The sequence below is a fragment of the Bacillus cereus group sp. BcHK124 genome, assembly GCF_027712065.1.
GTDB lineage: Bacteria > Bacillota > Bacilli > Bacillales > Bacillaceae_G > Bacillus_A > Bacillus_A pacificus.
Genome location: NZ_JAQFPJ010000011.1, coordinates 62,354 through 77,257 on the forward strand (window position 1 = coordinate 62,354; position 14,904 = coordinate 77,257).

The following is a 14,904-nucleotide window of genomic DNA, read 5'->3' on the forward strand; positions in this document are numbered from 1 at the left end:
ATTGAAAAAAATCGCCGATATAATTTGAGTTACGGTCGATATATTTTGAAAATCGCCGATATAAATTTCATGTACTATCGATTTTTTAAGTTATACGATTATTCCGTTACAACCGAAGCAATAAATGGTAAGTTACGATATTTTTCTGCGCAGTCGATGCCGTAGCCAACGATAAATTCGTCTGGAATTTGGAAGCCAACATATTCAGCTTTTAAGTCCACTTTACGACGCTCAGGTTTATCAAGTAGCGTACAGAATTTTAATGCTTTTGGTTTATGCATAAAGAAGTGATCTTTTAAGAAGTGAAGTGTTAAACCAGAATCGATAATGTCTTCTACGACAATTACGTTTTTTCCAGTAATGTTTACATCGATATCTTTTAATAGTTTTACTTTTCCAGTTGTTTCTGTTTGATTTCCGTAGCTAGATGCAGAAATAAAGTCGATTGTTACATCGTTTTTAATGTGACGAATTAAATCAGCAGCGAATACGAAAGATCCTTTTAATACAGCGATTACTACGATTTCTTCTCCCTCAAAATCACGTTCGATTTGAAGTGCTAGTTCTTTTACTTTTTCTTGTAATTGTTCTTCAGAAATTAAAGTGTTTTTTATTTCAATATTCATTGGAGTCCTCCTACAGTGTAAAACTTGTGAACATTTCGACTGTAAAGGATAGAAAGGAAAAAGTCAAAGGAGATAGTAATTTTTTACAAAATACCGACAAAATCATCTGATGATATGATATACTAATTATATCAAGAAAACGCTTCCATAAAGGGTGATTATAATGAAGAAGAAACAGTACACAACTGTAACATTTATAAAAGCATTACTTTTAACAATTGTTCTTGGATTGTTGGCTTATATAATTGATGTACCAGCGATTCGGATTTCACTAATTGGAATGACTTTAGTATTAGGCGCAATTTCTCATGGTATGATGTCGCAGCTACAAGAAGCTGGACTTGATGATATGAAAGATCATATAGATAAGAAATGAGAAACCTTCACATATGCATAGTGAAGGTTTTTTGTTTCTTACAAAAATGTAAGGTAGTTGTAAGGGAAATCGATAGTTGCATAGTAGTGTTTTGGATAAACTATGGGTGTAAGGTAAAAGGCAAGCATATTTTAGGTAAATTCAGTTTTAGGCACTCTATATGTGAAAAAGGAGTAGGAGGGCATGGAGAAACGTTGGACGACCTTTTCTTTGTTAGCAACTAGCAACACCGTAATGCTAGCTGGCGAAATGGATTTTTTGCACTTGTTTGATCGAGAAGACGATCATTCTTCTTCTAAATTTACAATGAAATGGAATAAATGGAGCGAAAGTTGTAGGTTGGAAGAAGAGGCCCCTAACGAAGCGCAAAAAATTATTTTGACAAACCCTATTAAAGCGTGGGTTGTTCAACGTCGTAAGTGTAACGTCAAAAATCACTTAAAGAAAACTGAGCCGAGACAATTAGTTATCGCTCCGGCCCGTTCTACTTCTAAATCACGCGAAAGTAACATGTAAATAATTGAGACACACACCCGAAAAAACATCGTATATATTGCGGTGTTTTTTTATTTTTTATAATGAAATCTTTAAATGAAATATATTTTATCTGCATCTTATATTTATATCTCTTGTTTATTCTAGTGATACATCCGATGCGAAGTGATGTAAAACATATAAAGGGAGAGAAATAAAATGAAAAAGAAACTATTACCGATCTGTGCAATGGCACTTTTAGCAGTAGGATATTCTTCAGTAGCAAGTGCCGATACTGGAACAGTAACAAAGGAAGATGCAGCGCAGGTACAACAAGATAAGGCTAAAAAAGAAGAAGCGATTAAGATACAACAAAAGAGTGATGCAGAGAAAAAGCAAGCGGCGCAAGTACAAGAAAAAAGTGATATGGCTAAAAAAGAGGAAGCAATAAAAGCTGAGAAAAAAAGTGAAGAAGAGAAAAAGAGAATAGCACAAGAACAGTTAAAAAATGATATGGCCAAAAAAGAAGTAGCAAAGCCAGCTGTACAAGGTGAAAAATTACCAAACACTGCATCAAATAACGTAGTGATGATGGGCCTAAGTGCATGTCTTGTAGCAATTGGTACATTATTTGGTTTGAATCGTCGTAATAAAGTTAAGGCGTAAATAAAATATTGCCCTATAAAGAATGGGATAATTTCATATATTAAAAATGGTAGGTTATTCCTACCATTTTTGGCATGGAGGGATGAAACATGAAGTTACTCAATTATATCGGTATCATATTGATGGCTATAGGACTATTTATGGGATCATACTATGCTGTGGAATGGTATAAAGGAAAAAGCTCTGCCGGGCAATTAACGACAGAAGAAATAAAGAGCCTTAACAATATACGACATAATCAACTCCCTTATGAAACACCGGTAACTTCTCAAGTGCCTTCTTCTCAAACAGAGCATAAAGAAGGAGAAAAGGTAGCGATGTTACATATACCGAAAATAAAGAAGAAGTTTTCTGTATATTGGGGAGCGGATGATGCAACATTGAAGAAAGGGGTTGGAATGTTCGTTAGTGATGTAACGACAACGCCATCTGGAGGGGGACATACCGTACTAAGTGGGCATAGGGATACTGTATTTACAGATTTAGGAGATTTGAAAGAAAAAGACACTCTTGTTGTAGAGTATGATAATAAAAGTTACACATATGAAATTCAAAAGACATGGATTACCGATGCGGATGATCGCACTGTTATTATAAAAAAAGAAGAACCGATATTAACACTGACAACTTGTTACCCATTTAATTATATAGGGAATGCACCAGATAGATATATTATCGAGGCGAAGTTAACTGGCAGTTATTCAAAGTGAAATTATAGTTTCTGAAAGCGGGAGGGAGATACATAAGTTATGTCAAAAAATATTTTAATTGTAGAAGATGAAGATATATTACGTGAAATATTAAAAGATTATTTTTTAAGTGAGCAGTATATAGTGTTTGAAGCAAGAGACGGGAAAGAAGCTTTAGTTGTATTTGAGGAAGAAGAGGTTGATTTAGTTATTTTAGATATTATGTTGCCGGAACTCGATGGGTGGTCCGTTTGCCGAAGAATCCGTAAAACATCCGAGGTTCCTATCATTATGTTGACGGCACGTGTAGATGAAGATGATACGTTACTTGGATTTGAACTTGGGGCGGACGACTATGTGACGAAGCCATATAGCCCACCAATTTTATTAGCAAGAGCAAAAAGGTTGTTAGAGAGTAGAAAAGTGACAAAGCAACTTTTAGAGAATGAAGATGATACATTATCGATTCATGGTATCCATGTCCATTTTCCGTCGCGTACTGTTATGGTAGATAAAACAGATATTAATTTAACACATACAGAATTTGAAATATTAGCGTACTTTATGAAAAATCAAGGGATCGTTTTAACAAGAGAGCAACTCATTTCAAGAATTTGGGGATATGAATTTGCTGGTGATGACCGAACCGTTAATAGCCATATTCGTAATTTAAGAAATAAATTAGGAGAGAAAGCAAAGTACATTACAACTGTAGTACGAACAGGTTATAAATTTGAGGGGAATGTATGAGAAAAGGGATTGTACTAAAATTATTTATCCTCACAACAGCATTATGTATGTTAATTTTAGCGACGATATTTATTGGACAAACGATATTTTTTAAACAATATTATGCGAATAGAAAAGTGGAAGATATTAAATTGAATTTAAATTCCTTCGAAAAAAATTATTTGAACTATGCAGGAAGTGTAGAAGGAATGCAGAAGCTGGAGCAAGACTTTTTAAGAGAAAATAATACGTGGATTACGACATTAGATCAGAACGGGAATTTAAAACATGCAGATGATTTTTATTTTGAGGTAACGATAAATCGTTGGCAACAAAAGAGATTTGGACAACAAATATTCAAAATTCCCCTATACAATCTCGTCAATATAGAGGAGATTGATAATAAACCATCAAATCAGTTTTTAGGCCAAGAAATTTATTTTTCTGGAGTGAAAAAAGAAGATCGTTTTATTCCATTTTCTTTCTCTCTATCTAAGGAGAATTTAAATGGATTGAATAAACCGTTAGAAAAAGCATTTAAGGAGAAGATGAAAGCAGTTGGGGAACAAGTTGGTAAAGAAAAGAGGCCGGCCGTTCAGGAACCAGCTGCTCAAGAACTAGATGCTATCATAGGCGGACGTATTACGAAAGTACAATTCCCTGATGTAAAAGGACCCATAAATCCAATTTATAAAAACACTTTATTTTTGGATAGTATAAAAGAATTTCAAACAGATGTAGTATTAAAAGAGAGTAATCAAATCGAATATTCAACAAAGACAATGGACTATGAAAAAAATGATATTAAATATAAATTATTAATCAAGCCAATAAAAGAAAAAGATGGATCAGTAACTTATATATATGCGATGGCTTCTTTACAGCCTGTAGATGAAGCCGTACAAATGGTGCAAGATTACTACATTTACATCATTGCATTTGTAGTTGTTCTTATTTTTCTAGCGTCATTCTATTATTCAAAACAAATTGCAAAGCCTTTATTAAAAATAAATGATACGACAAAGAAAATAGCGCATTTAGATTTCACAGAACAAATACCAATTACTTCAAAAGATGAAATTGGTGATTTATCGAAAAATATTAATGTATTATCAAATAAACTACATTCCCATATTGGACAGCTAGAACAAGATATTGAAAAGGAAAGAAAATTAGAAAAGACGCGGAAAGAATTCATTTCTGGTGTTTCGCATGAACTAAAAACACCGCTGAGTATTATGAAAAGTTGTATTTCTATTTTAAAAGATGGAGTAGCTGAGCATAAAAAGGAGTATTATTTTCAAGCGATGGAACGCGAAGTAGATAAAATGGATACGTTAATTTTGGATATGCTGGAGTTAGCTAAATTTGAGTCAGGTACATATAAAATGAAAAAGGATTCATTTTATATTGATACAGTAATGGAAGATATATGTGAACACCTTTCTGTAGAAATAGAGAAAAAAGAACTTCGTGTTCATAAAAATATAGGTCCATTTGAAGTAGTCGCAAATCAAGGCCGGATTGAACAGGTCATCGTAAATTTCATTACGAATGCCATACGTTATACACCAAATAAAGAAGATATTATTATTTCTACAATAGATGAGAAGGATCGTATAAAAGTGTGTATTGAAAATAAAGGTACTCACATTGAAGAAGAGCAATTAGATAAAATTTGGGATCGTTTTTATCGCGTGGATGCAGCTCGTCAGCGTTCGCAAGGTGGAACAGGTCTTGGGCTTGCCATTTCAAAGAATATTTTAGAACTACATGATGCTGAATATGGAGTAAAGAATACAGAAGATGGTGTGTTATTTTATTTTTATTTACAGAAAAAAGCGTAGACAATATAATCTACGCTTTTTTAATTTATTTTCATATAATCTTTACTTAATCTTTATTTTTAAACGATATAATCTGGTTAGAAAATGAGGTTATGTAAGGAGTAGATTAGCCGTGAATAGCAATTTACTAGGTATGGTAGTATTTATTTTTCTTTGCGCATTTATTGTATTTTTAATTGATATTACGATATGAAAAAAGAGCGCTTATTAAGCGCCCTTTTTGTTTGCATTTAGTTGATAAGCATTGATGCTCTTGAATAAGCGTGGTGAAGTAAGGAATAAAAAGATAAGTAAAACGGTACATAGAATATAGGAACCAATCATTGTACTACCGTTTACGATTAATGAATATAGCACAGCTGATTGACCTTTCGGTGCATATTGTCCCCAGAAAATAATACCAGCAATAAAGTGGCAGAAATAGCGAGCAAAGCTACCGATAAATGTAGCAAGGATAATATAACCAAGAACTTTCTTTCCTTCGTTTTGTTTTGATGAAGGTTTGTCTTTACAGCTACCTAGACTTGATTGTTCTAAGTTATTTTCATTAGACGTTAAAAGTGCTTTTTGAATTGGACGATAGAATAAGCCAGCAAATCCGATAAAAGCAAAGGCGATGAAGTACTCAATGAATGCTTGAATAGGTGTTAAAATGTAAGCATCTCCCACGACAATTTGTAATAGTCCCCAAACTAAACCACCTAAGAAAGCTGATTTAAAGCCCCAGCGGTATGCAATAATAAAAATAGGAATCATAGCAAATGAAATGGAACCGCCTGTTGGAAGTTTAATTGATAATGGTAAAATGTCGATGATCAGGGCGAAGGCTGCAAGAATAGCAGATTCGATCATCGCTTGTAAATTGGTGTTACGCATGTTGTCTCCCCCTCAATCCAAGTTGTACAAAAAAGAATAGATATCATAGGAGGATACGAAATACGTAAATAAAAATGAGGTATGTATTTCGGACGTTTGCACAATCCCTGCGTTAGCATTAACTAACAGGTTCGAAGGGTCGGAACGAAGTGTTCCCTCTCAGCGGCATGGCTCCCCCTGTGATAACGAGATTCTTTATTTGCTACTGTTTATTGTAAGCGAAATGGATGAGAATGGCAAATGAATACAGTATGACAATAATTGAAATAGAATTGTAGCAAAATGTTAATAAATATGAAGCAAAAAGATATAGTCCAAGTGAAATAGAGTATGATATAATTTTTTTGAAAATAATTATCATTCTCTTCTGGGGGGGAAGTTTATGAGTTTAGTAGATATTAAAATTGGTGAGAAAGTGTTAGTAAAAAGCGTTCATTCTTTAGATCAACTATTAAAGAGAAGACTAGCTGCTTTCGGTCTTGCGGAAGGAAGCGAACTTCGCTTGAAACAGAAAGCGATGTTTAAAGGTCCTTGTACGTTGGAGTGTCGTGGACAGTTAATTAGTATTCGTCATTGTGACGCGAAAATGATAAAGGTGGAATTAGCGTGAATAAGGTAGCTTTGCTAGGGAATCCGAATACAGGGAAGACATCGTTATTTAATGCACTTACTGGTTCTTATGAGTATGTAGGAAACTGGAGTGGTGTAACAGTAGAAAAGAAGGTTGGTAAATTAAAAGATAAGCAAGGAACATTAATTGATTTACCAGGCGTTTATGACTTGAATCCAGTTTCACGTGATGAAGGTGTTGTAACAAACTTTCTACTATCAGAAGAATTTCAGCATATGTTAAATATTGTGGATTCCTCGCAGTTTGAACGAAATATGCATTTAACGTTGCAATTACTTGAATTGGGTAAGCCAGTTTCAATTGGTTTAAATATGATTGATGTGGCGAAGCAAAGAGGAATTATAATTGATGTAAAACGATTATCAGAACTATTAGGTGTAACAGTCGTTCCTGTCGTTGCCAGAAGCGGAAAAGGCTGTGAAGAACTACTTGCGACTCTTAAAGAAAATGACAAAAAAGAGAAAAAGCCATTCCTTATTTCATATGGTGTACAAATGGATGAAGGAATCGAAGAGGTAATTTCTCTTTTAGAGAAAGCGAATTATGAGCATCCGAGATGGTTAGCTCTTCAATTTTTAAGTAATAACGAAGTAGTAGAAAAAGAAATGGAAGCATTACCAATTTATAAGGAACTTGTAGCCATTCGATCTCGCTTAGAAGGAAAACTTGATTGTACGTTGGAAGAGCACATTTACAAAACTCGTGAAGCGTATATTGAAAAGTTAAAAACAAATGTTATGAAGCATGAGAAAGAAGGGAAAATTCCTTTTTCAGAAAAAATTGATAGATTAATTACACATAAAATTTTAGGACTTCCAATCTTTTTAGCAGTTATGTTTTTTATTTTTCAGGTTACGTTTACGTGGATTGGGACACCGCTGTCAGATATGTTAGATGAGTTTTTTGGTGGACAGCTTACAGATTGGGTGACAGCTGGACTTACAAGTGTCGGAGCTTCTGATTTTATTCAAGCACTCGTTACAGAAGGTATTATTGCCGGTGTTGGCGCTGTATTAGTATTCGTTCCACAAATCTTTGCACTATTCTTTTTCATTTCATTATTAGAAGACTCAGGATATATGGCGCGAATTGCAGTTGTTATGGATAGAATTATGGAGTTCTTCGGTTTAAACGGAAAAGCGTTTATTCCGATGATTATCGGTTTTGGATGTAATGTTCCAGGTATTATGGCAGCGAGAACGATTGAACAAGAAAAAGAGCGTTTACTTACAGTTCTTGTAACACCATTTATGTCTTGTTCAGCACGTTTACCTGTATACGCATTATTTGCGGGAGTATTCTTCCCTCATAGTCAGGCAACGGTTGTGTTTTCCCTATATGTTGCAGGTATTGTTCTTGCGTTATTAGTTACAAAAATTATGTCCCTTACCATTTTAAAAGCGGAAAAATCTATTTTCGTAATTGAACTACCGCCTTACCGAGTGCCACAAGCGAAAACGTTATGGCTGAGCACATGGGAGAAAGGGAAAGGGTTTGTTCGTAAAGCTGGTACATTCATCTTTGGTGGCTCGGTTGTCATTTGGTTATTAAACTATGCAGGTCCATCAGGATTTGGTGTTGATATGGGAGATAGTTTCTTAGCGATGATTGGTGGATTTATCGCACCACTATTTGCACCGCTCGGTTTTGGAACGTGGCAAGCTGCAGCATCCCTTTTAACAGGATTTTTAGCAAAAGAAGTTGTCGTTTCTACAATGGCAATTATTTATGCGGTGAAAGAAGATGTGCTTGGAAATGTAATGGGAGCACATTATACAGCATTATCAGCTTATGCATTTATGTTCTTTATTTTATTATATGTTCCGTGTTTAGCGACGGTAGCTGTTATTAAACGTGAAACAGGATCAACGAAATGGACGATTTTCTCAGTCGTTTATCCGCTCGTAGTTGCTTATGTATTAACGCTCATTATATACCAAGTTGGATCCTTACTCGGATTCTAGAAGGAGATGTATTGTGATGATGGTCAATATTATAATTGGAGCTATCATTTTTGGTTATGCAGCATACACGTTAGTTCATTTTGTAAAAAGAAGTAAAAAAGGAAAATGCGCTGCATGTTCTTTAAATAAATCATGTCAGTCGCAAACTTGTAGTCCGGATATGGAGCAAATTGCTCATAAATAGAAAAAAGCTTTTCGAATTTGAATTGAACCCAAAAAGTTAGACAAATATATTAAGCAGCTAGCTACTAAGGATTGAACTCTGTATTGCACAGGGGGCAATCCTTTTAGTTTTGCTTTAATTCTTTTGTGATTGTAGTAATCAATATAAGTTTCTAGTTCTTGCTTAAATTGTTCCATTTACTGCTTGTATTTTATCCTTTGAAGAAAATTTAGCCATTTAATTATGTGTCTAACAATTGGAGTGCACTTCATTACAGGCAGTCTTTTTAATCTACTTCAATATCTCGGCCTTCTGTCATCACTTTATTTCTCCAAAGCAAAAGTAATCTCCTAAATTCTGAAGTTTCTAATTTACATTGATTATTTGGTGGGCTAATGTAATAATTAATCGCGCTTGTATATTTAGGTTCAATAAATACAGCTGCAGCATTGTATTCTAGTTCATAACTAGGGTACTTTCCCTCTACGACATGGTCTAAAACTTCTATATATTCATCCGCTTCATCTTCATCTAGGTTTTCTATAAAGTCAGATACAATAGCAATTTCTTTTGGTAAACGAATTCTTAGTCCACCAAATGGGTCACGCCAAAATTCATGTGAATAATTCATTAATACAACCTCACTATCTTCTCGTATATTTTGGATAAGCGGTGGTAATTTCTCCATTTTCAATAATCATCTCAACTTTAAATCCAGAAGAAGTTTGCCCTACGTATTTATTTGGAGCGATTTGAACACGATTGGTATATGCTTCTTTAATAGAATCAACTACCTGGACTCTATTCCAATCCTTAGGGAAAAATGCACCCCAATTGTTAATTATGTGTCTAACAATTGGGGTGCATTTCAATTTCGCGAAGCTTTTTTGTTTTACTTTTTAATTTTTACAAGTTGAGAAGCTTCTACGCCTTTGTAACCAGGAAATTCTTTACTTGGATCTTTATCGAATTTTAATACCCCAACAGATTTTTCATCACCTTTTACATTGCTGTAAGTTGCGTCATCAACAATTGCATACATATCTGTATATGCACGGCCACTTCCGATAATTGTGTTGCCTTCATATTTTAATTTTGCCCCATCAAGTGTAGCATTTTCTACTTTTTCTTTAGCAAATAATACACCTTGCTCTGCTGTTACAGCCGGTAATTTATCAAGTGGTTTCGTGTCGTCTTTTTCATCAACTTTGCTAAGTAACTCTTTTTTCACTAGTTCTTCACCAGTTTTCTTATCCATAACAAGAACTTTTTTACCATCTAATGTTGTCATTTTCATTTTATAGAAGTTTTTTTCTTTCACTTCTTTTTTATTTTTATCCGTAATTTGCTGAACTTGTTCTTCTGATCCGTATAGTACAAAGCCGTTTGCTTTCTCTCCTAATAAAGAACAACCTGATAATGCTCCAAGTGAAATTGCTGCTGCTAATCCGATTCCTACTAATTTTTTCATGATGATTTCTCCTTTTATCTGTTTTATAGTCAATACAATTTTTGTATTCGTTTTGAAATGATGAGAAGCTTGTTTGTCGCTTCTGGTATTAGTGTATAAGAAATAGGGAGACGTAACTATCGAGTTAGCTTACAGTAACATTACAATAATGTAATTTAGTGAAAGTACATAAAAATGAGTCAATTTTGAAGAGAATTAATGAGAATATATTAGGAATACAATGTTTTGTAGGTAATGTCATATTATATTGGCTGTATTTTGGAAATAACATGTAAGGACATATTAGTTTTGTTATAATAAACACATAGGCTGTAAAAATGAATATTCTTTACTGTAAAGGGAGATTCTTAAGTTTTCCAAGTAGTGAATTTGAAATATGAGGTATATCATAGGAGGAATTTAGATGTCTGTATTTAAACGATTAAGAGATTTAACAATGTCGAATGTATATTCATTAATTGAAAAAGCGGAAGATCCAGTTAAGATGACGGATCAATATTTACGCGATATGCAAGCGGATGTACAAGAAGCTGAGAAAAGTGTAGCAGCTCAAATTGCGCTTGAGAAGAAATTCAAAATATTATTTGAAGAGCAAGAAGCACTTGTGAAAAAACGTGAAGAGCAAGCTCATATGGCTGTTCAAGCTAACAACTTAGATCTTGCGCGCCGTGCATTAGAAGAAAAACAAAATGCAGAGCAAAAGATGAATGAGTATAAAGCAAGCTATGAGCAAAATAAAGTTGCTGCTGATAATCTTCGCCTGAAGCTAGAAGAAATGCGTAAGCAATTAACAGAGCTGAAAAATAAACGTGAAACACTTGTAGCACGTGTAAATGCGGCGAAAGCACAAAAGAATATTAATCAGGCGATGTCTGGATTTGATTCAAACTCAGCAAAAGCTGGTTTAAGCCGTATGGAAGAGAAAGCTCTTCAATTAGAGGCTGAAGCAGAAGCAAGCGGTGAAGTGTACAAAAAAGAGAAATCATTAGATGATGAATTCGCAAGCTTAAACAAAAATTCTGCTGTTGACGATGAATTAGCTCGTATTATGAAGCAGTATGAGAAATAATATAGAATAGAGACAAATGAACCGACATGTCTAAATAAATTCATGTCGGTTTTCTATTATTTTTTTGAGGAGGTTTTGCAATGACATGGACAAATGTATTAGCCATGCTTGTATGGACTGGAGCGAGTGCAGTACTTTTATTTGCAATTATGTGGGTTGATTCAATTTTTACAAAATACAATGATTTAAAAGAAATAAAAAATGGGAATACAGCTGTAACAACTCGTTTCGTTATGAAATTATTCGCACAAGGGTACATTTTATCTCAATCGATAACGAAAGCAAATGACTTATGGCAAGCGCTACTTGCATCAGCAGTTTCTTTCGTTATTTTATTAGTGGTAGAAATGTTTATCGAATTTGTGTTAAAGAAAATGGCTGGTTTAGATTTAGAAGAAGGTACGAAAGAAGGCAGTGTTGCGCACGCGATGTTGGCCGGATCATTACATATTGTTGGTGCACTTATTTTAGGTGCTTGTTTATAAAGAGAGAAGGAGGGGTAGCTCATGAGTTTATTTAAACGAATTAAAAATATAATGAAAAGCCCAGAACCACCGAAACCAGAGAAAAGTTTGTTAACGTTAGCTCCTGGCGATATGGTTGAAGTTTCATTAGTCATGTATGAATTAATTGGGAAAACGAGTATGCATTCTCGTAAAGAAATTGTTTTAACGCTGCAAGACGGGAAAGATATTCGTTATTTAAAAATTGAAGACCGTGAGAATACGTATTACAAATTATATACACCAATTGATGGTCGTTTAGATTCGATTGATGAAATTCCGACGACAATTGAGATGGATGATACAGAGTACCATATGGAAGAGCAATATAACGGACGTGTTGTTGTGATGGGGAAAACACCATTCTCAGCTTCAGAAGAACAGTATGTATGGGAGTTCCAATCGGATAATCGAAAATTATTACGTATTGAATGGCAAAATGGTCGCACAATGATGTATGAGGGAGAAGCAATTATTCCTGCTGATGTACAAATTATAAGAGCAACGTAAGGGGGCGTAATCATGTCAAACCGATTGTTTACCATGATTAAATCGTTCGTGATCCCTATACTTGCTATCGTTACATTACTTGTTGTTGCTGGATATGCCTTATCAGGTTGTCAAGGCGGACAGACAAAGTCGATTCAAGACCGTTATCCACTTGAATCTGTCGCAAAAGAAGGTAAACAAGAATCTTACGTGTATAGGGCCGCCAATCGGTCAGTTCCTGAAGTCGCGAAGGAACTCATTAATGAAAGAGAACCGAAGCAAGCATCTAAAGAAGACGAAAATCAAATGTTCCTCGTTTATTCTGATAAGATTTATAATCTGCAAAAGGATAAAGAGAAGCCATCTGATACGTTAATTGAAATAAGTAATAAAGAGTTTGTCCGTCAAAATTACCAACCGTCCTTCCTGCAAGGATATATTATGGGTAGTATATTAAATGATATATTCGGTTCACGAAAATCATCGTACGGTGATTATCGCGGATATAATGACAGACAAAATCATAAACCAGTTATTCCAGAGAGACCGCCTACGAAAGAAGAAAAGAAAACCCCGCCTCCAATTACGAAGGAAGGGAAAGGGTCTATCATTAAGCGTGGCGATAATGTAGATTCGAAATCTTCTGTAGGAGATACAGGAAGTATTACGAAAAAAGGAAGTAGCACGCCTCCGCCTTCTACTGGAAGCAAAGGGAAAATAACGAAAACACCAGGTGGTTCGAGCGGATCAGATGTGAAGCCGAAATCATCTATTAAAACGCCACCAAGGAATACCTCTCCTCCGAAAACGAGGGTCGGTGGTTCAGGAAAGATTACGAAGAGAAGATAGTGTAGAGACCGGAAAGTGGAATTTGCTTTTCGGTCTTTTTTTATGGGAATTAATTCCTTGTAGCTGGTACAATGAAGTTATAAGGAGGAGATTATTATGACTATGTATAAAAGATTTAGTGTAATTATGTTCCTCGTCTTATTCTTAAGTTTATTCATTAGCACAACGATGCAATTTCACTTTGTAGTAGGTATTCTATGGATACTATGTACATGTACTCTTTTTCTGTATGTTCCGCTTCGTTTCCAACAAGAAGTGCCAGCCTTTCAAAAATACGTGGCATGGATTAAGAGCGGGGGAAGATGGGGGGAGTAAAAATATATCAGCGATTATCGAAATATATCGACCACCCCTCCAAATATATCAGCGATTATTGAAATATATCGACCGCAACTCCAAATATATCAGCGATTATTGAAATATATCGACTAATCGACAAAAACTGACAACAATAAAAGAAGAGGGTGTGCCAACATATTGGCACACCCTCTTCTTTCATAATGATTAATGAATATCACGTTTCTTAAAGTTACCGCCTTTTACTTCTGCTACGTCATAAACTGTAATAAAGGCGTGTGGATCGATTTCATTAATAAGTTCTTTCATTTTACTTTCTTCTAAACGGTTAATTACACAAGAGATTTCTTTGAATTTCTCTTTAGAATAACCACCGTATACTTCGTTATATGTTGCACTTCGGCCTAAGCGATCGCGAATGGTTTCTACCATCAATTCAGGCTCTTTCGTAATGATTTTAAATGCTTTCGAACCACTTAAACCAACTTCAACGATATGAATCACTTTCGAAGCAATAAAGTAAGCAATTGCTGAAAGGATAGCTCCTTGAAGACCGAATACTGTTGATACGAAAATAAATACGAACATGTTTAAGAATAGAATAAGGTCACTCGTTCCAAATGGTAACTTACGAGAAAGCAATACAGCTAGCATATCGATTCCATCTAATGCCCCGCCATTACGCAATGCTAGTCCCATACCGAAACCGATGATAATACCACCAACAACTGTAACTAATAATGTATCGCCTTCAATAATAGCTGGTATTCCGTGCATGACAACGGTACCTATTGCTAATGAAGCAATCCCGATAATGGAATAAATCGCAAAGCTTTTACCGATTTGCTTATATCCTAACCAAACGAAAGGAATGTTAATAATTGCGATTAGAGCTCCTAATGGCAATCCAAATAATGTTGAACTAACGATACTTAAACCAGTTACACCACCGTCTGATACGTTATTTGGAATTAATACTGCTTCTAATCCGTACGCTGTGATAAATGCCCCAATAATAATCATCAAAGCTTTAGAAGCAATTCTTAGCTTATTGGGCTTGTTTTTGATAATTTTCTCCATGTAATTTCCTCGTTTCAAACTAGTTTCTTGTTTGTTACATCATTCACACCTAAATTTTATTTTAACATTTAATTTGAAAAAATTCTCCTTTAATGGATGTATGCA

At 34.7% G+C, this 14,904-nt stretch carries 20 protein-coding genes, 1 pseudogene and 1 riboswitch; of the genes and pseudogenes, 14 read left to right on the forward strand and 7 right to left on the reverse strand.

Features of this window, described 5'->3' with window-relative positions; genetic code table 11:
• Window positions 1–98 precede the first annotated feature (98 nt).
• Window positions 99–626, reverse strand: coding sequence for a hypoxanthine phosphoribosyltransferase (hpt, locus tag PDK19_RS17100; protein ID WP_001019312.1), 528 nt, complete (start codon window positions 624–626; stop codon window positions 99–101).
• 160 nt (window positions 627–786) lie between these two features.
• On the opposite strand from hpt, the gene PDK19_RS17105 reads away from it, so the two are divergent.
• The 6 genes from PDK19_RS17105 (at window position 787) to PDK19_RS17130 (ending at window position 5,407) form a co-directional block, all read left to right on the forward strand.
• The gene (locus PDK19_RS17105; protein ID WP_002156638.1) at window positions 787–1,002 is read left to right on the forward strand and encodes a hypothetical protein; all 216 of its coding nucleotides are present in this window, start codon (window positions 787–789) and stop codon (window positions 1,000–1,002) included.
• 183 nt (window positions 1,003–1,185) lie between these two features.
• A complete protein-coding gene (locus PDK19_RS17110) occupies window positions 1,186–1,518 on the forward strand; it encodes a hypothetical protein (protein WP_000415622.1) in 333 nt (110 codons plus the stop codon).
• 177 nt (window positions 1,519–1,695) lie between these two features.
• Window positions 1,696–2,142 (forward strand): LPXTG cell wall anchor domain-containing protein, encoded by a 447-nt coding sequence (locus PDK19_RS17115; protein ID WP_000728009.1) that lies wholly within the window; start codon window positions 1,696–1,698, stop codon window positions 2,140–2,142.
• Between the two features lie 89 nt (window positions 2,143–2,231).
• Window positions 2,232–2,852, forward strand: a complete 621-nt coding sequence (locus PDK19_RS17120) for a class D sortase (RefSeq protein ID WP_270707675.1) — start codon at window positions 2,232–2,234, stop codon at window positions 2,850–2,852.
• 39 nt (window positions 2,853–2,891) lie between these two features.
• Window positions 2,892–3,581 (forward strand): response regulator transcription factor, encoded by a 690-nt coding sequence (locus PDK19_RS17125; protein ID WP_000041839.1) that lies wholly within the window; start codon window positions 2,892–2,894, stop codon window positions 3,579–3,581.
• On the forward strand, window positions 3,578–5,407 hold the full coding sequence (locus PDK19_RS17130) for a sensor histidine kinase (RefSeq protein WP_270707677.1): 1,830 nt from the start codon (window positions 3,578–3,580) through the stop codon (window positions 5,405–5,407). Before PDK19_RS17125 ends, PDK19_RS17130 begins: the two co-directional genes overlap by 4 nt.
• A 207-nt stretch (window positions 5,408–5,614) precedes the next feature.
• Here the strand turns inward: PDK19_RS17130 and thiT are convergent, their stop codons facing one another.
• On the reverse strand, window positions 5,615–6,283 hold the full coding sequence (thiT, locus tag PDK19_RS17135) for an energy-coupled thiamine transporter ThiT (protein ID WP_270707680.1): 669 nt from the start codon (window positions 6,281–6,283) through the stop codon (window positions 5,615–5,617).
• Between the two features lie 86 nt (window positions 6,284–6,369).
• Window positions 6,370–6,471: riboswitch (TPP riboswitch) on the reverse strand.
• A gap of 194 nt (window positions 6,472–6,665) precedes the next feature.
• Between thiT and PDK19_RS17140 the strand changes: the two genes are divergently transcribed.
• Genes PDK19_RS17140 through PDK19_RS17150 form a run of 3 tightly spaced genes read left to right on the forward strand, consistent with a single transcriptional unit; the run spans window position 6,666 to window position 9,062 of the window.
• The gene (locus tag PDK19_RS17140; RefSeq protein WP_000060517.1) at window positions 6,666–6,893 is read left to right on the forward strand and encodes a FeoA family protein; all 228 of its coding nucleotides are present in this window, start codon (window positions 6,666–6,668) and stop codon (window positions 6,891–6,893) included.
• Entirely contained in the window at window positions 6,890–8,878 is a 1,989-nt protein-coding gene (gene feoB, locus PDK19_RS17145; protein WP_270707681.1) for a ferrous iron transport protein B, read from the forward strand. The genes PDK19_RS17140 and feoB overlap by 4 nt, the downstream gene beginning before the upstream one ends.
• Before the next feature lie 16 nt (window positions 8,879–8,894).
• Entirely contained in the window at window positions 8,895–9,062 is a 168-nt protein-coding gene (locus PDK19_RS17150) for a FeoB-associated Cys-rich membrane protein (RefSeq protein ID WP_000989585.1), read from the forward strand.
• Window positions 9,063–9,130: 68 nt separating this feature from the next.
• On the opposite strand, the pseudogene PDK19_RS17155 reads toward PDK19_RS17150, so the two are convergent.
• From PDK19_RS17155 to PDK19_RS17170, 4 genes and pseudogenes are all read right to left on the reverse strand, one after another.
• Window positions 9,131–9,238, reverse strand: a pseudogene (locus PDK19_RS17155) (IS3 family transposase); the annotation flags it as partial.
• An 89-nt stretch (window positions 9,239–9,327) separates the two neighbouring features.
• Window positions 9,328–9,729: a hypothetical protein gene (locus PDK19_RS17160; RefSeq protein ID WP_014893454.1), complete on the reverse strand. Its 402-nt coding sequence runs from the start codon at window positions 9,727–9,729 to the stop codon at window positions 9,328–9,330.
• Window positions 9,686–9,913 (reverse strand): EndoU domain-containing protein, encoded by a 228-nt coding sequence (locus tag PDK19_RS17165; protein ID WP_014893455.1) that lies wholly within the window; start codon window positions 9,911–9,913, stop codon window positions 9,686–9,688. The genes PDK19_RS17160 and PDK19_RS17165 overlap by 44 nt, the downstream gene beginning before the upstream one ends.
• 20 nt (window positions 9,914–9,933) lie before the next feature.
• A complete protein-coding gene (locus tag PDK19_RS17170; RefSeq protein ID WP_049113366.1) occupies window positions 9,934–10,512 on the reverse strand; it encodes a lipoprotein BA_5634 family protein in 579 nt (192 codons plus the stop codon).
• A 403-nt stretch (window positions 10,513–10,915) separates the two neighbouring features.
• On the opposite strand from PDK19_RS17170, the gene PDK19_RS17175 reads away from it, so the two are divergent.
• The 5 genes from PDK19_RS17175 (at window position 10,916) to PDK19_RS17195 (ending at window position 13,737) form a co-directional block, all read left to right on the forward strand.
• Window positions 10,916–11,581 carry a PspA/IM30 family protein gene (locus PDK19_RS17175; protein WP_000110282.1) on the forward strand — a complete coding sequence of 222 codons (666 nt, stop codon included), beginning with the start codon at window positions 10,916–10,918 and terminating at the stop codon, window positions 11,579–11,581.
• 80 nt (window positions 11,582–11,661) lie between these two features.
• Window positions 11,662–12,066 carry a DUF350 domain-containing protein gene (locus tag PDK19_RS17180; RefSeq protein ID WP_000220322.1) on the forward strand — a complete coding sequence of 135 codons (405 nt, stop codon included), beginning with the start codon at window positions 11,662–11,664 and terminating at the stop codon, window positions 12,064–12,066.
• 21 nt (window positions 12,067–12,087) lie between these two features.
• Window positions 12,088–12,594 carry a DUF4178 domain-containing protein gene (locus PDK19_RS17185; RefSeq protein WP_000051759.1) on the forward strand — a complete coding sequence of 169 codons (507 nt, stop codon included), beginning with the start codon at window positions 12,088–12,090 and terminating at the stop codon, window positions 12,592–12,594.
• A gap of 12 nt (window positions 12,595–12,606) precedes the next feature.
• Entirely contained in the window at window positions 12,607–13,422 is an 816-nt protein-coding gene (locus PDK19_RS17190; RefSeq protein WP_000071207.1) for a DUF4247 domain-containing protein, read from the forward strand.
• A 96-nt stretch (window positions 13,423–13,518) separates the two neighbouring features.
• Window positions 13,519–13,737, forward strand: coding sequence for a hypothetical protein (locus PDK19_RS17195; RefSeq protein WP_000180105.1), 219 nt, complete (start codon window positions 13,519–13,521; stop codon window positions 13,735–13,737).
• 189 nt (window positions 13,738–13,926) lie between these two features.
• Here PDK19_RS17195 and PDK19_RS17200 read toward each other — a convergent pair whose 3' ends face one another.
• A complete protein-coding gene (locus PDK19_RS17200) occupies window positions 13,927–14,799 on the reverse strand; it encodes a YitT family protein (RefSeq protein WP_000411248.1) in 873 nt (290 codons plus the stop codon).
• Window positions 14,800–14,904: the final 105 nt, after the last annotated feature.